The 19449-nt window shown below is 63.0% G+C and carries 17 protein-coding genes; 8 read left to right on the top strand and 9 right to left on the bottom strand.

Annotated elements, in window-relative coordinates:
* Positions 1 to 117: 117 nt before the first annotated feature.
* Genes JN280_RS21405 through JN280_RS21395 form a run of 3 tightly spaced genes read left to right on the top strand, consistent with a single transcriptional unit; the run spans position 118 to position 3563 of the window.
* Positions 118 to 870 carry an SDR family NAD(P)-dependent oxidoreductase gene (locus tag JN280_RS21405; RefSeq protein WP_202305015.1) on the top strand — a complete coding sequence of 251 codons (753 nt, stop codon included), beginning with the start codon at positions 118 to 120 and terminating at the stop codon, positions 868 to 870.
* Between the two features lie 30 nt (positions 871 to 900).
* Entirely contained in the window at positions 901 to 2601 is a 1701-nt protein-coding gene (locus JN280_RS21400) for an FAD-dependent oxidoreductase (RefSeq protein ID WP_202305013.1), read from the top strand.
* A complete protein-coding gene (locus JN280_RS21395; protein ID WP_202305011.1) occupies positions 2598 to 3563 on the top strand; it encodes a DMT family transporter in 966 nt (321 codons plus the stop codon). The genes JN280_RS21400 and JN280_RS21395 overlap by 4 nt, the downstream gene beginning before the upstream one ends.
* Here JN280_RS21395 and JN280_RS21390 read toward each other — a convergent pair.
* From JN280_RS21390 to JN280_RS21360, 7 genes are all read right to left on the bottom strand, one after another.
* Positions 3517 to 4308, bottom strand: a complete 792-nt coding sequence (locus JN280_RS21390; protein ID WP_202305009.1) for an IclR family transcriptional regulator — start codon at positions 4306 to 4308, stop codon at positions 3517 to 3519. The genes JN280_RS21395 and JN280_RS21390 overlap by 47 nt on opposite strands.
* Before the next feature lie 433 nt (positions 4309 to 4741).
* The gene (locus JN280_RS21385) at positions 4742 to 5932 is read right to left on the bottom strand and encodes an epoxide hydrolase family protein (RefSeq protein ID WP_244743589.1); all 1191 of its coding nucleotides are present in this window, start codon (positions 5930 to 5932) and stop codon (positions 4742 to 4744) included.
* Between the two features lie 19 nt (positions 5933 to 5951).
* Complete coding sequence (locus tag JN280_RS21380; RefSeq protein ID WP_244741862.1) at positions 5952 to 6761, bottom strand: SDR family NAD(P)-dependent oxidoreductase; 810 nt, start codon at positions 6759 to 6761, stop codon at positions 5952 to 5954.
* An 11-nt stretch (positions 6762 to 6772) separates the two neighbouring features.
* Positions 6773 to 7201, bottom strand: coding sequence for a Zn-ribbon domain-containing OB-fold protein (locus JN280_RS21375; protein ID WP_202305005.1), 429 nt, complete (start codon positions 7199 to 7201; stop codon positions 6773 to 6775).
* Positions 7198 to 8382, bottom strand: a complete 1185-nt coding sequence (locus tag JN280_RS21370) for a thiolase family protein (RefSeq protein ID WP_202305000.1) — start codon at positions 8380 to 8382, stop codon at positions 7198 to 7200. The genes JN280_RS21375 and JN280_RS21370 overlap by 4 nt, the downstream gene beginning before the upstream one ends.
* A gap of 5 nt (positions 8383 to 8387) precedes the next feature.
* Entirely contained in the window at positions 8388 to 10553 is a 2166-nt protein-coding gene (locus tag JN280_RS21365) for a CaiB/BaiF CoA transferase family protein (RefSeq protein WP_202304997.1), read from the bottom strand.
* A gap of 32 nt (positions 10554 to 10585) precedes the next feature.
* On the bottom strand, positions 10586 to 11392 hold the full coding sequence (locus JN280_RS21360; protein WP_202304996.1) for an enoyl-CoA hydratase-related protein: 807 nt from the start codon (positions 11390 to 11392) through the stop codon (positions 10586 to 10588).
* A gap of 108 nt (positions 11393 to 11500) precedes the next feature.
* Between JN280_RS21360 and JN280_RS21355 the strand changes: the two genes are divergently transcribed.
* The 3 genes from JN280_RS21355 (at position 11501) to JN280_RS21345 (ending at position 14547) form a co-directional block, all read left to right on the top strand.
* The gene (locus JN280_RS21355) at positions 11501 to 12556 is read left to right on the top strand and encodes a zinc-dependent alcohol dehydrogenase family protein (RefSeq protein ID WP_244741858.1); all 1056 of its coding nucleotides are present in this window, start codon (positions 11501 to 11503) and stop codon (positions 12554 to 12556) included.
* A 97-nt stretch (positions 12557 to 12653) separates the two neighbouring features.
* Entirely contained in the window at positions 12654 to 13694 is a 1041-nt protein-coding gene (locus JN280_RS21350) for an MBL fold metallo-hydrolase (protein ID WP_202304995.1), read from the top strand.
* A gap of 103 nt (positions 13695 to 13797) precedes the next feature.
* Positions 13798 to 14547 (top strand): GntR family transcriptional regulator, encoded by a 750-nt coding sequence (locus tag JN280_RS21345; RefSeq protein WP_202304993.1) that lies wholly within the window; start codon positions 13798 to 13800, stop codon positions 14545 to 14547.
* A gap of 2 nt (positions 14548 to 14549) precedes the next feature.
* Here the strand turns inward: JN280_RS21345 and JN280_RS21340 are convergent, their stop codons facing one another.
* Positions 14550 to 15713: an acetyl-CoA hydrolase/transferase family protein gene (locus JN280_RS21340; RefSeq protein ID WP_202304991.1), complete on the bottom strand. Its 1164-nt coding sequence runs from the start codon at positions 15711 to 15713 to the stop codon at positions 14550 to 14552.
* A gap of 140 nt (positions 15714 to 15853) precedes the next feature.
* Complete coding sequence (locus JN280_RS21335; protein WP_244741854.1) at positions 15854 to 16663, bottom strand: 2-hydroxyacid dehydrogenase; 810 nt, start codon at positions 16661 to 16663, stop codon at positions 15854 to 15856.
* Here JN280_RS21335 and JN280_RS21330 point away from each other — a divergent pair.
* A complete protein-coding gene (locus JN280_RS21330; RefSeq protein WP_244741851.1) occupies positions 16607 to 18553 on the top strand; it encodes an aldehyde dehydrogenase family protein in 1947 nt (648 codons plus the stop codon). The two genes, JN280_RS21335 and JN280_RS21330, sit on opposite strands and share 57 nt — an antisense overlap.
* An 84-nt stretch (positions 18554 to 18637) precedes the next feature.
* Positions 18638 to 19432: an ABC transporter ATP-binding protein gene (locus JN280_RS21325; RefSeq protein WP_202304985.1), complete on the top strand. Its 795-nt coding sequence runs from the start codon at positions 18638 to 18640 to the stop codon at positions 19430 to 19432.
* Positions 19433 to 19449 lie beyond the last annotated feature (17 nt).

The raw sequence follows: 19449 nt of genomic DNA, 5'->3' as shown, positions 1-19449 counted from the left end.
ACCGTGGTAGTGCCAGTTCCTGCAAACGGGACAGAAATCGCTCCCGCCCGGCTTGCTCATCTCGAACATTAATTATAATCAAACGGATTAGCAATAGCCTAATTCTGGAGGTGGAGGATGTTCGGGATCGCAGGATCCGTCGCCGTCGTGACCGGCGCGGGGCAAGGCAATGGCCGCGCCATCGCACTCGGCCTGGCACAGGCGGGCGTTCGCCTGGCGCTGTGCGACGCGAATGGCGAGACGGTCGAAGAATCGGCGGCGATTATTCACAGAGAGGGCGGCGAGGCGCTTGCCCTGAAGGTCGACGTGTCCGATCGGACCGCCTGCCGCAATTTCGCGACCAGGGTCCGTCAGGACTTGGGCGAGACTGCCATCCTCGTCAACAATGCGGGCATCATCCGTCGCCACGGGCTCGACGATCCGGATTTCGACGATCACTGGGAAGCGACCTTCCGGGTCAATGTCGATGGCACGAAGAACATGGTGCAGGCCTTCGTTCCGCAACTCGAAAAGACGCGGGGACGCATTATTAATCTGGCTTCCATCATGTCGCAGGTCGCCGGGCCGGGCATTCCGGCCTATGTGGCGAGCAAGGGTGCGGTGGCGCAATTCACCAAGGCGCTGGCGCATGATCTCGCGTCGCGGGGTATCCGCGTCAACGCGATCGCGCCCGGCGTCATCGACACGCCGATGACAGAGGCGACGCGTGGGAACGAGGCGGCTATCGGCCGCTTCATGGCCCACACGCCGCTCGGCCGGACCGGCCGGCCGGAAGAGCTGGTCGGCCCAGTCCTCTTCCTCGCCTCGAACATGTCGAGCTATGTGACCGGCGCCATCCTGCCGGTCGATGGCGGCTATCTCGCCGCCTGATTTCTTCTCGAGACCTTGGGATCATCCGCGATGAAAAAGCACGTTTGCGACGTTTTGGTGGTTGGCTCCGGTGCCGGCGGACTCTCGAGCGCAGTGTCGGCCGCCCACCGCAACCTCGACGTTCTGGTCGTCGAGAAGGAACCCGTATTCGGCGGCACCACGGCGCGTTCCGGCGGCTGGATGTGGATCCCCTGCAATGGCCCGGCAAAACGCGCCGGCGTCGAGGACAGCCCGGAGAAGGCCCGTGTCTACCTGCAACACGAGACCGGCGACCAATTCGATGCCGCGCGCGTCGACGCATTCCTCGAAGCCGGCCCGAAGGCGGTCGAGTTCTTCGAGGAAAGCACAGCGCTGAAATTCGATCTCGGCCCGACCTTTGCCGATTACCATCCCGACGCGCCGGGCGGCATGCCGGGCGGCCGCTCCATCGTTGCCCGCCCCTTCGACGGGCGCGAATTGAGAGATGAGATTCGTCGTCTGCGTCCGCCGCTTTCCGAAATCACTTTCCTTGGGATGATGATCGGTTCCGGCAAGGAGCTCTTGCATTTCTTCAACGTCACCCGATCGCCCGTCTCCGCCTTCTATGTCGGCAAGCTTTTCCTGAAGTTTCTGCGCGACATGGCCCTTCATGGTCGGCCGATGCGACTGATGAACGGCAATGCGCTGGTGGCCCGCCTCGCCAAGTCCTGCTTCGACAAGAATGTGCCGATCTGGACCAGCGCGGCGGTGCGTGAGCTCCTGCGCGACAAGAGCGGGCAGGTCACGGGCGCTATCGTCGATACGAAGGAAGGCGTCGTCGAAGTCTCAGCCAGGAAGGGCGTGGTGCTGGCCGCAGGCGGCTTTCCACAGGACCCCGTCCGCCGCAAGGCACTCTTTCCGCATGCGCCCGCCGGCTATGAGCATGTGTCGCCGGCCCCGCCCGGAAACACCGGCGACGGACTGCGACTGGGCGAAGCGGCCGGTGCGCATGTCGATGAAACGCTGCCGAACTCCGCGGCGTGGGTTCCCGTGTCACGTCCTCCGCGCAGCGACGGCACGCTCGGTGTCTTCCCGCATTTCGTCGACCGCTCCAAGCCCGGCGTCATAGCCGTAACCCGCTCGGGCAAGCGCTTCGTCAACGAGGCGAATTCCTACCATGATTTCTGTCAGGCCATGGTCAGGACCTGCCGCGAAGAAGGCCAGGAGATCTGCGCCTTCTTCGTCGCCGACCACAAGACAATGCGCAAATACGGGCTCGGCTACGTCAAGCCGGCCCCTGTCCCTTTCCGCCAGCATATCCGCTCCGGCTATCTGATGGAAGGCACGACACTGACCGAGCTTGCCGGCAAGATCGGCGCTGATGCAGCCGAGCTCGAGCAAACGGTGGCGCGCTTCAACGCGCATGCGCGAAATGGGGAGGATCCCGAATTCCACAAGGGGTCGACGGCGTATAACCGGTCGCTCGGAGATCCGGAACATAAGCCGAACCCTTGTGTTGCGCCGGTGGAGGACGGGCCGTTCTACGCCGTCAGGCTCGTGGTTGGCGACCTCGGTACCTTTGCCGGCCTCAAATGCGATGAATATGCCCGCGTGCTGGATGAAGCCGGCAAGCCAATTCGGGGGCTCTATGCGGCCGGCAACGACGCGGCATCCATCATGGGCGGCAATTATCCCGGTGGCGGCATCACGCTCGGACCGGCGATCACATTCGGCTACATCGCCGCGCGCCACATGTCCGGCGCCAACTCGTGAGCGAGTCGACCATAGTCGCCGACACGGCGCTCCCGAGGGGGCGCCTCGTCAGGGGCGTTCTCATCGGGCTGTCGGCGGCACTGATGTGGGCGATCTACAACATTGGCGTGGATATCGGCCGGGCCGAAGGTTTCACCAGCGCCGATCTGGCCATGCTGCGCTATGCGGTGGCTGCGGCGATGCTGACGCCGCTTCTCATGCTCCGCAAGGGCAGAGCCCCGACCGGACTGACGCTCAGGCGCGTGATCCTGCTCAGCATTGCGATCGGCCCTCCCTTTGCCTTCATCTTCAACACCGGTTATGGCCTGGCGCCTCTGGCGCATGCGGTGGTTATCTCGCCGGGAGTGACCATGCTCGTGGCAAATTTCCTGCCGGTTCTGCTCGACGGGACGCGGCTGCCGCCGCATCGCAAGGCGGGCATCGCCGTCCTGATCCTCGGTCTCATTGCGATCGCCGCCGACCGGCCGGCATCCCCAGCGGCAGGCGCAAATGTGATTCTCGGCGATCTTTGCTTCGTCGGATCGGGCACATTGTGGGGAGCGTTTACCTATTTGCTCGGCCGTTGGCGCCTGCCGGCCGTGGAAACCACGGGAGCCGTCTCGCTGGTGACAGCGATCTCCTTCCTGCCCTTCTATCTCCTGCTGTTCGAGCCGGCCGATCTGCCCTTGCCACTGTGGGTCGAGCAAGCGTTCTATCAGGGCGTCCTGGGCGGCTGTCTGGCAATCGTTGCCTTTGCGGCCACCATTTCGCTGATAGGGTCGGGATTGGCCGCTCTTTTTCCGGCGCTGGTGCCGCCGCTTGCCGTGCTGCTTGCCATTCCCATCACCGGCCAATGGCCGAACGGTGCTCAGCTTCTCGGGGTTGCCGTCGCCACGGCTGGGCTGGTCGTGTCGCTTGACATACTGTCGCGCTATCTCAGGCGTCTTCGAGATGGCCGAGATCGCGTGACAGGCCCGCGGTGAATTCCATCAGCCGTGTCACGCAGGGGCCTTCCTCCGACAAGTCTATGAAATTGGTGGGTCCAATCACCGTTACCACGAGCTGGACCGTTCCAGTGTGGTCGAAGACGGGCGCGGCCACCGCGCTGACGCCGGGGATCGGAGCATCCCTGGTGATCGAATAGCCCTGCCTGGCGACCGTTGCCACTTCGCTTCGAAAGGTCTCCTCGCTCACATTGGGGATGGCGTAGAGAGAAGGCTCCCCTCCTTCCAGTTCTGCGCGCACGAGAGGATCCGTTATCTTTCCCGGCAGGAAGGCGGCGAAGGCCTTGCCCGTCGCCGTCATTGTCACCATGAAGGTTCCGCCTACGGCCACGTTGGAGTGGATGCGGGCCTCCGATTCCTGCAAGTAGACGATAGTCGGCCCGTGCAGACCCCAGACGCTGATCGTCACCATCAGTCTGAGTTCTTCGACGAGTTCGGGCAGGCGGCGGATGGTTTCGCGATAGGCGTTCTGATTGCGCAGGCGCGTGAGGCCAAGATGCAGCGCAAACGGGCCAAGCTGATATTGCCCGGTCTCCGTTTGCTCCACCATGTTGATGTTGCGGAAGCTGACCAGATAGGGATGGAGCTGTGCGGCCGCCATGCCGAGTGTTTCGGCGAGGTCGCGCAGCTTCAGAGGTCCACCGGCTCGCGCCAGTGCCATCAGGATCGCGCCGCCCGTCTCGATGGACTGTACACCGCGCGGTGCACGCGGTTTTGGGGACATGGTCTCGCTCGCCAAAACATATCCTCGAATCGTTTGTTGCCGCGATTGCAATTACTATCCGCAACCAGCGCACGTGTCTCGCGCAGGCGATTCTGCGCAGGCTCCATCCGGCCAGGCGACCTGCCGCTGGCGCCGAACCGCATCGTATACGCCAGACGGTTCTTTGACGGCGTGAGGCTCGGGGAAGCGAGGTTCCCCCAGCAGATACGTGCGCGGCAACACGCAAAGGAGAGCGATCTGGCTGAATCCTCCCGGTGCGATGAAGGTCGCGCCGCCCGTGGAGATTCTGCGGAGGTGGTCAACTTTTTCGTGAATGTCGGTCTGACCGTTGGCGCCCGGATGGGTTCCACAGCCATAATGTCGTTATCGTCTCGCTCGACGAACAGGGACGAACGGTAATCTTAGGTGGAGAGCCCCGGCTCGGAGGGTTGGCTCAAGACAATCCGGAAGGATCGAGGTCACCCTGATGAATGGCGAAAAAGCGCCACATCTCCGTCACAAAAATATCGGGCTGCTCGAATGCGAGAAAGTGGCCGCCGCGGGGAGCTACTCCATACCTTCGAATGTCTCTGAAGACGCGCTCAAGCCAGCGCCGGGGCGGCGCGATGACATTGTCCGATGGCCCGAACAGGAAGCCTGACGGCACCTCGATCCATCGGCCGGCTTCAACGCGTCTGGCGGTGCCGTCCACCAGGCTGACGTAGAGCCAGTTCGGCACATTGATGCCAGCGAGCCAATACATCATCACGTTGGCGATCAGGTGATCCAGATCGAAGGGCGGAGGCTTGTCCGATCCACACTGCGTCCAGGCTTGGAAACGCTGAAGGATCCAGGCGGCGAGTCCGATTGGGGAGTCGGTAAGGCCGTAGGCGAGTGTTTGCGGCTCGTTCCCTTGAACGTCCCAATAGCCGAAGTTGCCGCGCTTGTAGGCGTCATTGCGCGCCAACCAGTCGAGTTCCTCGCTCGTCAACGTGTCCAAACCATGGTTGGGCGGCGTGGAATGGCCGCCGCCGAGACCTTGGCTGTTGTGGTGGAGTGCAACCAATCGCTCTGGGAAGTCGAGCGCAATCCAGGAGCCGATTATCGCGCCCCAGTCGCCGCCCTGAAGCACATAGCGGTCCATGCACAGCACTTCGGTCATAAGCAATGCAATGCGCCGCGCGATCTCGCGTGGCGGAACGGGGATGTCGAACCCTTCCGAAAAGCCGAAGCCTGGCAAGCTCGGCACGATTACGGTGAAGGCATCTTCCTCCCTGCCGCCAAAGCGCTCCGGATGCACCAACTGGTCGATCACACCGAGGAATTCCAGCATCGACCCTGGCCACCCATGGAGCAGGAGCAGCGGCAGCGGGTTTTCTCCGGAACCCGGTTCGACGATAAAATGAATCAGTTTGCCTTCGACCAACACCTGGTAGCCGGCATAGGCGTTGATGCGCCGCTCCCATGTGCGCCAATCGTGGCGCTCGAGCCAATGGCGCTGGACGGCCTGCATATAGCCCAGATCCGCGCCATAGGCCCATGGCCGAGCATTGGCCTGATTGGGCCAGCGTGTTGCCTCGAGCCGCCGCCTCAGGTCGCCGAGAACGGATTCGGGTACCGCGACCTTGAACCGGGGAAGGTGCAAAAGGTCCAAGGCCTCGTGCTCACCAATGGGTCAGACCGCCATCGACGGCGACGGTCTGTCCGGTGATGAACTCCGCCGCCTGTGTCGACAGGAACATGACGAGACCGACGAGATCCATCGGCACTTCTTCACGCGGAATGCACTGGCTGGCAATCAGCCGCGCTTTGCCTTCTTCGGTGACAGTCTCGCGTGGGATCTCCGTGAAGGTGCCGCCCGGTTGCACCGCATTGACCGTAATGCCGTCAGCCCCAAGTTCCCGGGCCATCGCATTCGTCATGCCGATCAGCGCCGACTTGGAGGTCACGTAGTGCAGGTAGTTCTTGATGCCAAGGGGCACCGAGCCCGACGTGATGTTGATGATGCGCCCCCATTTCGCGGTGCGCATTGCCGGCAGCACCGCGCGGGAAGCAAGGAAGCAACCGGTGATGTTGACCTTCAGCACCGTATCCCACTCCTCCAGTGGAATCTGGTCGAAAGGCCGCATCTTCAGCCCGGAAAAGATGCCAGCATTGTTGACGAGGACGTCTATGCGACCAAACGCCCTGAGAACGGCCTCGACCATGATCTCGACCGACTTTACGTCGGAGATATCCGTAGCGATGGCGAGCGCCTTGCCGCCCTGCCCCTCGATTTCCGCTTGCACGGCCTTCGCCTTCGTCTCGTTGAGTTCCGCTATGATAGGAACGGCGCCCGCTGCGGCGAATTGGAGCGCATATTCGCGTCCGATACCCTGGCCGGCACCGGTTATGATGACCACGCGTCCGGTCACGTCGAAGTTGCGGCCGCGTGCGATCGCCTGCAGACCGGTCGAGATTGCATGCTGGTTCACATGATCCTCCATTACGTGTCAGGTGTAGATTTCTGGATCGGAGTCCATTGGCACAAGCGCCCCTGTTCCGAACCAAGAAGAACGTCCTCGAAAACGGCCCTCACCGGTAGGCCGACAGCGGGTTCCACGCCCTCGCCGTCAACCAGGTTGCCGATCAGCAGCGGTCCTTCCACGGTCTCGACGCTGACGACGGTGTACGGGACGGGGATGTCGGGGAAGTAAGCCCGGTGGAACGTCGTCCACGTCACCACCCGTCCGCGGCCCGAGAGCAGCCGCCACTCGGTCTCCTCCGCAAGACATTGCGGGCAAGCTGGCCCCGGAGGATAGCGCAGACAACCGCAGCGGCTGCAGGCCTGCACGCGCAGTTCATCATTCGCTGCAAACTGCCAATATGGCCGGTCATACTGCCCGATCCGAGGCTGCGGCCGTTTCACGCTCATCGCGATGCCTCCGCGCGATAGATGATGGACGCGGTCTTGCCGGCCACGTCGGAGACGTACTGCGCGTGCCTGGCACCTTCGACTTGACGTCGACCTGCCGCGCCTCGCAACTGGCGCACGGCCTCCGCCTGATGGTTCCAGCCCTGCATGTAGCTTTCACAAAGCATGCCGCCCGAAGTATTGGTGGGCAGGCCGCCGCCCGGTCCGATGCCGGTTTCAGCGATGAAGCGGGCCGCTTCCCCGATTGGACAAAAACCGAAACCTTCCAGTGCGACCGGGACATGGATACTGAAGCTGTCGTAGACCTGCAGCACGTCGATGTCGCGAGGACCGATGCCAGCCATGCGATAGACCTGCGCAGCGGTCTGCGCATGGCCGCTGTGATAGAAGTCAAGCAAGCGGGGGCGCAGGCTGGCGGCGTCGCGGTGAAGGTCGCTGGCGCCGATGCCAACAACGGAAACGAGCGGCACGGCCAGTCGTTTCGCCCGTTCCCTGCTGGTGACAATCAGCGCCACTCCACCGTCGTTGACGAGGCAATAGTCCGGGCGCCGCAGCGGCTCGCAGATGATCTTGCCGGAAAGATAGTCGCCGATGCCGAGAGGTTCGGTCAGGATGGCGTTGTCGTTGAGCCGAGCAAAATCGCGCTCTGCTATTGCTATGGTGCCGAGATCGGCCGGACGAAACCCGGTCTCGGCCATGTAGCGGTTCGCCATCATGGCGTAGAGCGCGCCCTGCGAGGTCAACCCCCACGGGGCATAATAGACATAGGCCTGGAAACGCTCGCCTCCCATGGCGTTGGGTCCGCCATATTGTGTCGACGCCGAGCGCTGATTGTTGCCGTAGACGAGGGCAACACATTCGGCGAGGCCGACGTTGATGGCGAGTGTCGCCTGGATGATGGCGTTCACCGCATCGGCCTGCACCGTGAAGCGGGTGTCCAGCCCCAGGACTTCACCCGTACGCTCCATGGCAAGCGTTGGCCCGACCACCAAGCCGTCGATGTCATCCTTGCTTAGACCGCTGTCGACCAGCGCCCGCGCAAAGGCGCGTGCGGCCAGCGCATAGGAATCGGGCGAGTCCGAAGCCGGCTTGAAATGATAATCTGCGCGATAATCCGTTTCGCCTATACCGACGAGACAGGCTTCTCCCGACAAACGATCGAGGCGTGTGTAATCGGGCATGGCGGTCAGGCCCTCAGCGTCAAGGGTGTCTTTGACGCAGGCAGACCGAGTTCGTGCGCCAGTTCGACGTGGACAAAACCAAGCCGAGGCATGGCTGAGCGCACTTCCGCGGGCGTCGACAACAGCTTGAGCGGCGATCCGAGCACCAGCCATTCGTTGTTGTCCGCCGTCGGCACGGTCTTGAGCAGGCCGCGTGCGGCCGTCTGCGGATTTTCCATCACATCCTTTACGGAAAGGATGGGCGCGGCTGCGCGCCCCAGGCCGCGGGCCTTCTCGACGAGTTCGGCGGCCGACAGCGTCGAGGCGGACGGCACAAGCGACACGTCGCCTTCGATCGCGACAAGCCGGTCGGATGCTGCCACTATCACCGGCGGCGCGCCGGCTTGCCCATTCCAGCACGCCTGCGTCGCCCAGGCCGAACAGTCCTGCATGGCGATGTCGAGGTGGACAGCCGTGCCGCCCGTTTCTCGGGCGAAGAGCGCGGCCAGCGTACCAGCCAGGCCGAACTGGCCGCCGAGCTGATCCGAGATAGAGATGCCAGCCTTCATCGGCACGCCGTCGACTTGTGTCGCCGCCATGGCGCCCGACATGCCCTGAATAACCGTATCCAACGCAGGCCTGCCAGGGTAGACGCTGTCATAGCCGAAGCCATTGACGGAACAATAAACGATGGAGGGGTATCGCTGCTGCACCTCTTGCGCGCCGAAGCCCAGCTTGTGAAGCGAACCAGGCTTGAGGTTCTCCATCACCACATCGGCGGTTCCGAGCAAGGTCCAGAGTGTTTCGCGATCGCTGGGCTGCTTCAGGTCCAGCACGATGCCGCGCTTGTCGCTGTTGCTCAAGGCGTAGACATAGGCCTCGCCATCGGCGCGCAGCGGCGCGTTGATACGGTTGGTGTCGCCCGTTGGCGGCTCGACCTTGATGACGTCGGCCCCCAGCGCCCCAAGCTGACGGCAGGCCAGGGGTGCCACCGTATTCATGCCGATTTCGATGATGCGGACTCCTTCGAGCGGGCGGCCGGAAAGGCGAACGTCCCCCGTGACGCGCTTGACAGCTCCGGTATCCGTGCCGGCGCGCTCAAGGCACCACGAACGGTCGGCATCGGGCATCGGAACCGGCTTGGCGACCGGCACGTCCGCTCCAGTCGCGCGGATCGGATTGCCGGGGATCCGCAGCTTGAGCCCCGTCAGGGGGTCCGACGCTTCGAGCACCATCCTGCGATGGACGAGATTGGGCTCTGTGGCGATGGCGTCCAGCGGCAAGATCGGGCCGCAGGGGATACCTTGCGCCGAGACAAGCTCGATGCAGCGTACGGCCGTCAGGCCCGCGACCCAGGCACCGACATGCGCGTCAAGCAGATCCACATTATCAACCCGCGCCGACGGGGTTCGGAACGCAGGCGCATCGACGAGCGCGGGCCGGTCCATCACCGTGCAAAGCTTGCGCCACTGCACATTCGTGGGTCCGCAGATGAGAACCCAACCGTCCAGTGCCCTGAACGCGTTCCAGGTTGCGAGAGCGGGGTGGCGGTTCCCGGCGCGTGTCGCGTGGCGGTCGACAAGCACGAGGGGAATGAAGGTCAGCAGTGCGTTCACGCCAACGTCGTAGAGCGCCATGTCGATCCGCTGGCCGATCCCGGTCCGCAGTCGCACCAGCGTTGCAGCCATAATCGCGGCAAGTCCGTAGACGGCCGTCTCCATGTCGATGAACGGCGCTCCGGTGAAGGTCGGCAGCCCGTCGGGACGGCCGGTGGTGTCCGCAATGGCCGCCATGGCCTGCACCAGCGCCTCCGAATGCGCGGTGCCAGCGAGCGGCCCGCTGTGGCCATAGGCCGTCAGGTCGCAGAGAATCTGGCGCTCCGGACGTGCTCGGCTCCAGATTTCAGAATCAAGCGCGTTCGCGTCGGACGAGAGCAGAACCACATCCGCCGCATCGACCAGCCTAAACAAAACCACGCGGTCTCCCGCGTCCCGGCTGTCCACGAACAGACTGCGCTTGCCGGCCGCCGCCAGTGCCCGCTCCGGCCGCGGCCCCGCCTTATCTTCGACCAGCACCACCTCGGCGCCAAGATCGGCCATCAGGGAGCCGCATGCGGTCGCGGCAAGACGCGTTCCGATCTCGACAACGACAAGGCCTTCGAGCAAGCGCGAGCCTGCGGTTCGACTGGACATCCTCATTCTCCAAAGCGTCTGGGAACGGGCGGCTAGTGGCCGCGGTACTTCTTGCTGTGGAAGTCGGGCTGGCGCTTTTCGCGTAGCGCCGCGCCGCCTTCCTTGGCCTCCTCCGTGCCGAAGTAGAGGGCCAGAGCCGAGAAGGCCAAGTGACCGATGCCGCGAATGTTCTCGCTGTCGGCGTTGAATGAGCGCTTGGCGATGGCAATGGCCGTTGGGCTCTTCTCGTTGATTTCGTCGCACCAACGCTCCACCTCGGCGTCGAGGTCGGCATCCGGCACCACGGCGTTGATCAGCCCCATCTCGAAGGCTTCGCGGGCCGAATAGCGCCTGCACAGGTACCAAAACTCTCGGGCGCGCTTCTCACCGATGGTGCGGGCGAGATAGGCGGTGCCAAATCCAGCGTCCACCGACCCCACCTTGGGACCGACCTGCCCGAAACTGGCGCTCTCGCTGGCGATTGCGAGATCGCACAGCGTGACGAGAACGTTGCCGGAGCCAACGGCATAGCCGCGCACCTTCGCGATAACCGGCTTCGGCACATCGCGGATTATCGTCTGCAACTCCTCGACCCCATTACCGAGAATGCCGATGCCGCTGTCGACGCGGTCGGCCTTCTTTTCCTGCTTGTCGCCGCCGATGGCGAAAGCACGATCGCCTGCACCTGTCAGCACGATGGCGTTGATGTCGCGGTCCCATCCGGCGCGGCGGATCGCGTCGGTTACCTCGTAGTAGGTGTTGCGCGTGAAGGCGTTCAATCGATGCGGCCGGTTGAAAGTGATGGTCGCGGTCCGGTTCTTCACGTCGTACAGGATGTCCGAATATTCACCGCAGTCCATGCGTCCCTCCCAGCCTGAGCGCCTTTGCTTGATCCATAATGTCCGGACATATAGCATGAGTCCTTCAGACGCAAGCGGCTTTTTCGGAATGGGTGGAAGAATTGATGCTTGCCCGCCAACCACAATGTTCGTACATATCGTCGATCAGCGGAGGAACAGATGAAGCGCTATAGGCTGGACGGTTCGGGCAGCATCGAGGGACTAACGTTGGAAGAGGCGGAACGCCCTTGCCCCGGCCGGCATGATGTATTGGTCAGGATGCGGGCGGCATCGCTCAACTATCTCGATCTCAAGATCCTGCACGGACACTTCCCGGCGAAGACCGCCGGGCTGGTGCCGCTCTCCGATGGTGCCGGCGAAGTGGTGGAACTCGGAGAAGACGTCACCCGCCTTGCAGTGGGCGATCGCGTCGCCAGCACATTCCTGCCCCACTGGATCGCGGGTCCGCTGCCGGCGGACGCTCGAAAGGTCCAGCCTGGAGCTACCATCGACGGGATGCTTTCCGAATACGTCGTCTTCCCGGAGGAAGCCTTGGTCAAGGCTCCGGCAGGGCTCACCTATGAAGAAGTATCCACCTTGCCTTGCGCTGCTCTGACCGCCTGGCAGCTCTTCACCGGCGCGCGCCCTCTCCTTCCGGGAGAGACGGTCCTGGTCCAAGGCAGCGGCGGCGTATCGTTATTCGCCCTACAGTTCGCCAAGCTCGCCGGGGCGCGGGTGGTGGCCACAACCTCGAGCGCCGATAAGGCCGCCCGATTGAAGGCGCTCGGCGCCGACATCGTCATCAACTACCGCGATATGCCGACATGGGGACAGGCTGTCCGGGTGGAAACCGGCGGGATCGGAGCCGACCACATTGTCGAGATCGGCGAGGCGGACACCCTGGAACAGTCGATCACCGCAGCAGCGGTCAATGCCCAGATCAATCTCGTCGGCAGGCCGGTTGGCGCGCCGCCCATCGACCCTGCAACCTTGATGCGCGCCATCGCTACCTACCGCAGGATCAGCGTCGGCAGCCGCACAGAATTCGAGGCGATGAACCGAGCAATCGAAGTGCATGGCCTTAGCCCGGTGATCGACCGCGTCTTTGACTTCGGTCAGGCACCCGACGCGTTCGCCACCTTCGGCAAGCGTGGTCATTTCGGCAAGATCGTCATTCGCATTTGACCGGGCGCATCTGACCGGGCGACTGCTCCATGGCAGGCCAAAAAAAACGAGACTAAATGTCCGAATATTTTGATACAGCATCATCTCGGAGGAAACGATGGTGTGGAAGGGCAGGACTGGTACGCGACGGGATTTTCTCGGGGCCGGTGCGATATACGCCGCCGGTTTGACGGCGACCATGAACCGCGCTGGGGTGGCGCTGGCCGGCGACCAAGCAACAGCAGGAACGAACGGAGAAAAAATGTCAGAAGCCAGCGAGGTCACGTTGCAGATCACGTCGCATTCCGATCTCCAACCCTGGACACGTTTCAGGCTCGGCGATGCGTCCGTCACCGTCGTCAGCGACGGGCGCATCGCCATTGGCGATCCGAAAAAGTGGTTTCTCGGACTGAAGGACGGCGACCTGGAACAATCGCTTCGTGACAACTTCCTGTCGGAGACAGATACGTCGCTGGCGCAAAACATCATGATCGTCGACATCGGCGGGCGACGGGTGATGTTCGACACCGGCACCGGCGGATCGCCCCTGATCGGCCCGACCGCCGGCCATCTGCGCGCCAATTTGGACAGCGCCGCGATCGACCCGGCGAGCGTCACCGACATCATCTTGACCCACGGCCATCCGGATCACCTTCTGGGATTGGTGAATGCCGCCGGCAAACCGGTTTTCGAGAAGGCGCAGGTCTACATTTCCGAAATCGACCATGAGATGATCGTCGGCGAGCCAAACCCAAATGACCCATTTGCACCGGAGTTGAAGCGCCAGATAACGGCCGTCGCCGACCGCATCGTCATGATCGGCAATGGCGAAGAAGTCATACCCGGCATTCGCGCGATCGCTGCCCCCGGGCACACCCTAGGACACATGATCTTTGCTATCGAATCTGCCGGCAGGACATTGCTGAACACGGCCGACCTTGGCCATCACCAGGCGGTTTTCACACGTCACCCCGAAGTCAACTTCGTAGCGGACGCGGATCCGGCGATGATGGTCGCGACACGCAAACGCCTGTACGACATCATCGCCACCGACCGGCTCGGCTTTCTCAGCTATCACTTTCCTTTCCCGGGCATCGGCCACCTTGCCAGGGCTGGCAGCAGCTACATCTACATTCCCGCCAGCCTCGACACCGTCTGACCCGCTGCATACCACCGCCGGTGGTGCCGTCATCTCCCTGCCTCGGACGCTTGTTCTCTTCACCGAACCTTTGTATGTACATTTGGTCAAAAGGGGGAAAGGCATGGCGGCAACTACCACGGCCAAACGCAGGCCGATTCATCGCGAGATCGCAGACGAGCTTCGGCAGCGGATCGCCGCCGACGTCTACCATGGCGCTGAGCTGCCGCGCGAACTGTCGCTTATGGAAGAGTTCGGCGTCAGCCGCCACACGATCCGTACGGCTCTGCAGCATCTCGTCAACGACGGCATCATCGAGCGCCGCGCCGGCTCCGGCACCAAAGTCACGGAACGCGCCAAGGGCGGCATCTGGGCAGCAGGCAGCCTGAGCAACCTGATCGGCGAGTTCACGCCCGACCAATATCTGACGCTGAGCATCCGCGAGGAGGCGATTGAGAATTTTCCGCAGGCAGCTGCGCTCTTCGGGCTTGAGCCGGGCTCCCGCATCTTTCACGTGCTGCGCATCCTGATGCTCAACGACCTACCTTACGCATTCGTGAATATTTTCGCGCTGAACGAGGCCGCCAAGCGGGTTCCCGAGTCAGAACTCGGCGTCAAACCATTGGTGAATCTGATCGAGCAGTATGCGAAGGTACGGCCGGCGCGCGTGCGCCAGATCGCCTCCGCCAGTTCGGCAGACGACCAGGCGGCGCGGCAACTCGGCATCAAGGCCGGTTCGGCGGTGCTCCATCTCCAGCGCACCTATTTTGACAGCGACGGGCGGCCATTTCTGCATGTCGACCTTCTTTGCCGTCCCGACCGCTATCAGCATGTGATGGATTTCGTGCATGAGACGCCGGGCAAGCCGGCCTGACGTCACCTTGCGATACCTGCGACGTGCTTGCGCGCAGCATCCATCAAGGCGTCGCGCTCGTCAGGGTGTGCAATTGAGATCATAGCCTTGACGCGCTGTTCGATCGACTTGCCCCGCAGTTCGGCGATGCCGAATTCGGTGGCAATGATATCCGCATCCGACCGCGGCACCGTCACCACCGCCGACTCGATGCGGGCAACGATGCGGCTTGTGCCCTTGGCCGTGCGGGCCGGCAAACCCATGATGGAACGTCCGCCTTCGGCGGCCAGCGCCCCCCGAACAAAGTCGAGCTGGCCGCCAATGGTGCCGAGATAGTGACGCCCGGCCACCTCCGATCCGACCTGACCGGTAAGATCGACTTCAACAGCGGAATTGACCGAAACGAAGCCCTTCAGACCCGCCAGCACTGAATGATCATGTGTCCGGTCGACGGGCTCGACCAGCAGATCGGGGTTGCCATCGGCAAAATCGCTTAGTCTCCGTGTGCCGGCCAGCGCATTCGTGACGGTGCGGCCGCGATCGAGCGTCTTGGTCGAGTTGTCGAGCACGCCGCTTTCGATCAGCGGAACGATTGCGTCGCCCACCACGCCGCTGTGCAGACCCAGCCTGCGGCGGTCGCCGAGAGCGGCAAGCAAGGCGTTGGGGACCGTGCCGATGCCGACCTGTAGGATTGCCCCATCGGCGATGAAACGGGCAATGTTCGCAGCGACCGCGCTGTCAGTTTCGTCGGGCGTTGAAGAGGGCAGTTCGACCAGAGGCTCTTGATCTCGAACGACAATGTCGTAGTCGGAAAGATCCGGACGGCGCGTCGAGGCGGTTCTGGGTGCCCAGTCGTTGATCGCTGCGATACGCATACGCGCCCGCGCAAGCGCGTGCTGGGCGTAGCTGTTCGCCGCGCCGTAGCTGTGCAAACCGTCATGGTCAGGCCGGCTGACCTGCATCAACACCACATCGACGCGGATCGCGCCGGAATCCAGCAGCGCCGGCAACTGCGACAGATGGCAGGGAATGACGTTCATCTTTTCTGCCCGGCAAAGCGCACGATTCGAGCCGACGGCGCCCATGCCATAGACGGTCACGAAATCGGTATGCACCGGAAGGACGGTGGCCGAATAACTCCCCCCCAGGAAGACGTTGAAGGGCCCGATCTCGTAGCGCTGCGCCATGAGCCTGCGTATCAACGACGTCGGTTCGGCAATTCCTTGCGACCACATGACGGTGTCGCCCGGTCGCACGAGCTGGGTGAAATCGATATCGGCGACGTCGATTTCGCAACGAGCATCGAGAAGACCTGCCAATCCACCCATCACGCGACCCTCGCATGGCGTGGGGCATGCCCGGCGAGGGCGTCGCCGATGTTGGCGAAGATGGCGGTCATTTCGTCCAGGACGCCCCTGCGGGAACCGCCGGCCATGTGCGGCGTGAGGACGACGTTCGCCAAGGACGCCAACCGGTCTCCCGGACCGCGGGGCTCGCGAGTGTGCACATCTAGTCCGGCGCCGGCAATGCGTCCCTCGACCAACGCGTCATAGAGATGATCCTCGTCAACCAGCAAGCCGCGTGCAATGTTGATCAAAAATGCGGTCGGCTTCATCGAGGCAAGCTCGCTTACGCCGATCAGTGGTCGGCCGTCCGGCAGTGGCGGCACGTGCACGGACACAAAATCCGCGCTGCGCAGCAGGTCTGTGAACGGCACCTGCTGGATGCCAGCGTCGGCATGTTGGGTCGGATCCAGTGTCTTGCGGTCGGCACAGATGATGCGCATGCCGAAGCCGCTCGCCCGCCGCGCCAGCAATTGGCCGATCTCGCCATATCCGGCAATGCCCAAGGTCCTGCCGGCAAGGAGCGAGAGGCCGCCAATATTGGCCCAATTGTAGTATTCCTTGCCGGGCACGCCCACGGCGGGACCACCGGCGCGAACCGCTCGATCACAGTCGAGAAGCCGTCGGGACAGGGCCAGCATCAGCAGCATCGCATGCTCAGCCACGTGGACCAGCGTCGGCCGCGGCAGGCAGGAAACGGCGATGCCGCGTTCGCGCGTAGCCTGCAAATCGATCGGATGGCTGGAGGCACCGATCCGCTGGATGAATTTAAGCCTGGGCGCACGCGCCAGCACGCCGGCATCTATGCGCCCGCGTCTAAAAACAAGCACTTCGGCATCCCGCAGTGCTGCCTCGTCGCCGAAAGAGGCAACACGCAGGCGATGTGCTTCGCGGAGCGGCGCACCGGCACCGGCAAGCTCCGCCTCATCCACCACCTCGGGCAAAAAGAAGTCGCGTACATATGTCCGGTCTTCATCCCCGTCCCAAGCAAGCAGGCTACGACCCAGACGCACCACGTGGTCCGGGTCGAGGAAGGATATTCCGATCGGGCGGACGGTATGCATTCGGCGTTTCTCCCGAAATCATCTGTTGTAAATGTACGGACATTACAGTATGAGATTTCTTCGACGACGGCAAGCGTGGCCACGCGCGGCCGGCCCGGCAAGCCAGCAAACGGAGGAAAGATCGTGGACACAATCGACAGGCGCGGCGCCCAGCAACAGGAGATCGAGAGCTTTGAGTTGCTCATGGCCGGCACGTCACGCGGTGCGGCCAGCGGGCAGGTCTTCGAGCGCGTGAACCCCGCCGATGGCTCGGTGGCCGGCATCTTTTCCAATGCCACGGCCGAGGACGCCCAGACCGCTATTGCTGCGGCCCGCAAAGCCTTCGACGCGGGCAGCTGGCCACAGGCGCCGGCACGCGCGCGTTACGAGGTCCTGAGCCGGACGGCCACACTCATCGAGAAGAATGCCAATGCCTTGGCCATGCGCATGGTGCTGGAGTCGGGCAAGCCGCTACGCACCGCCCTCGGCGAGGTCCAGGGCGCAATCAAGACCTTCCAGTATTATGCCGGCCAGGCGCTGGCCCTCGAAGGGTCGGCAATCAGTGACCGGGTGCCGGATGCACTCGGCCTGATCTTGCACGAACCTGTTGGCGTCGCCGGCTTTATCACCCCCTGGAATTTCCCGCTTCTCAACCCCGCCTGCAAGATCGCTCCGGCGCTCGCTGCCGGCTGCACGGTGGTCATCAAACCTTCGCATCTGTGCCCCGGCCCTGCCGTGCTTCTAGTCCGCTACCTGCACGAGGCCGGCCTGCCCGACGGCGCCTGCAACATCGTGACGTCAGACATCGAGCGTGGCGGCGTGGTCGGGCAAGCGTTGGCCGCCTCGCCGTTGGTGGACAAGATCGCCTTCACCGGCTCTACCACCACCGGCCGCGCCGTGATGCGCACCGCATCCGATACCAACAAGAAGGTTGCGCTCGAGCTTGGCGGCAAGTCGGCCAACATCGTATTCGACGACGCGCCCTTCGACATGGCTGCGCAGACCGCCATCAGCGCTTTCTGCTACAATAGTGGACAGCAGTGCTCCGCCGGCACGCGTCTGCTTGTCCAGCGCGCCATTCACGAAAAGTTTGTCGAGGCGATCGTAGCCGAGGCGGGCAAGCAGGTCGTCGGCAATCCGAGCGACATGGCAACCACCATGGGCCCGCTGGTCAACAACGAGCAATACCGCCGCGTTCTGTCCTATATCGACATCGGCTCCCAACATGGCCGCCTCGTCGCCGGTGGGAAGCCGAGCGACGTCGCCACCACGGGCGGCTTCTTTGTCGAGCCGACCATTTTCGACGGCGTCTCGAACGACGCCCGAATCGCCCAGGAGGAGATTTTCGGACCGGTTCTTTCCGTGATCCCGTTCGACACGGAACAGGACGCCATCCGCCTCGCCAATGAGAGCCGCTATGGTCTTGCCGGTGGAGTGTGGAGCAAGTCGATCGATACCGCCATCCGGGTAGTGAAGGCGGTGCGCACCGGCAAGATGTTCGTCAACAGCTACAACTCGGCCGGCATCGATGACATGCCACATGGCGGCTATAAGGACAGCGGGGTTGGCCGTGAATTCGGCCGCGAAGGGCTGCGAGAATTCCAGCAGCTGAAGACCGTGCAAATCAAGCTCTGCGCGTAGGAGCACGCCAGGATAGGGTCAACGACCGGAACGCCACCGGGTGGAGAATGCGGCTTTCACGTCAGGAATGGGAGGACTGCCGGCATGGTGCCGATCGTCGAATTCGACAGGGTTTCAAAGATCTTTTTCAAGGGCAACGCCCAGATACACGCCCTTCAGAACGTTTCGCTTCAGGTCCGGCCGGGTGAATTGCTGGCCGTCGTGGGCCCAAGCGGATGCGGCAAGTCAACGCTACTGAACTTGACGGCTGGGCTAATGCAGCCGGGCACGGGCGAAGTGCGTTACGATGGCAACGCCGTTAACACGGTCAACACCCAGGTCGCATACGTCACGCAGAAGGATAATCTGCTGCCGTGGCGCACAGTCGAATCCAATGTCGGCCTGCCGCTGGAGGTTGGGCGATACCGCGATATGTCAGCCGCGCAGAAGCGCGAGCGGATCACGCGCTACATCACGATGGTCGGGCTGTTAGGCTTCGAGAACCATTTCCCGGCCGAACTTTCCGGTGGCATGCGCAAGCGCGCGCAGCTTGCCCGCTCGCTGGTTTACGAGCCGGACACGCTGCTGATGGACGAACCTTTCGGCGCGCTCGACGCGCAACTCAAGCTGACGCTGCAGGCCGAGTTGCTCAAGACTTGGGAAGGCTCCGGCAAGACACTGATTTTCGTGACGCACGACATCACCGAAGCGATCTCGCTTGCTGACAGGGTCATCGTCATGTCCTCGCGGCCGGGAACGATCCGCAGCATCGCGGATATCAAGCTCCCGCGTCCCCGCGACGTGTTCCACGTGCGCTTCTCACCGGAATTCGGGGAGTACTTCGAGACGCTGTGGGCGGCCCTCAAGGAAGACATGAAGAACGGAACGGAGTTGCACTGATGTCCAGCACCATGGAA

The sequence above is a fragment of the Mesorhizobium sp. L-8-10 genome, assembly GCF_016756635.1.
GTDB lineage: Bacteria > Pseudomonadota > Alphaproteobacteria > Rhizobiales > Rhizobiaceae.
The sequence above is the reverse complement of the archived record's forward strand: the minus strand, read 5'-3'. Positions and strand labels throughout refer to the sequence as shown.

Coding starts and splice junctions, on each gene's coding strand:
- JN280_RS21345 (WP_202304993.1), top strand. CDS start 13,798: ATGGCGGCAACTACCACGGCCAAACGCAGGCCGATTCATCGCGAGATC.
- JN280_RS21330 (WP_244741851.1), top strand. CDS start 16,607: ATGGCTGGAGGCACCGATCCGCTGGATGAATTTAAGCCTGGGCGCACG.
- JN280_RS21340 (WP_202304991.1), bottom strand. CDS start 15,713: ATGGCGCAGCGCTACGAGATCGGGCCCTTCAACGTCTTCCTGGGGGGG.
- JN280_RS21360 (WP_202304996.1), bottom strand. CDS start 11,392: ATGGACTGCGGTGAATATTCGGACATCCTGTACGACGTGAAGAACCGG.
- JN280_RS21375 (WP_202305005.1), bottom strand. CDS start 7,201: ATGAGCGTGAAACGGCCGCAGCCTCGGATCGGGCAGTATGACCGGCCA.
- JN280_RS21365 (WP_202304997.1), bottom strand. CDS start 10,553: ATGTCCAGTCGAACCGCAGGCTCGCGCTTGCTCGAAGGCCTTGTCGTT.
- JN280_RS21405 (WP_202305015.1), top strand. CDS start 118: ATGTTCGGGATCGCAGGATCCGTCGCCGTCGTGACCGGCGCGGGGCAA.
- JN280_RS21400 (WP_202305013.1), top strand. CDS start 901: ATGAAAAAGCACGTTTGCGACGTTTTGGTGGTTGGCTCCGGTGCCGGC.
- JN280_RS21325 (WP_202304985.1), top strand. CDS start 18,638: ATGGTGCCGATCGTCGAATTCGACAGGGTTTCAAAGATCTTTTTCAAG.
- JN280_RS21390 (WP_202305009.1), bottom strand. CDS start 4,308: ATGTCCCCAAAACCGCGTGCACCGCGCGGTGTACAGTCCATCGAGACG.
- JN280_RS21370 (WP_202305000.1), bottom strand. CDS start 8,382: ATGCCCGATTACACACGCCTCGATCGTTTGTCGGGAGAAGCCTGTCTC.
- JN280_RS21350 (WP_202304995.1), top strand. CDS start 12,654: ATGGTGTGGAAGGGCAGGACTGGTACGCGACGGGATTTTCTCGGGGCC.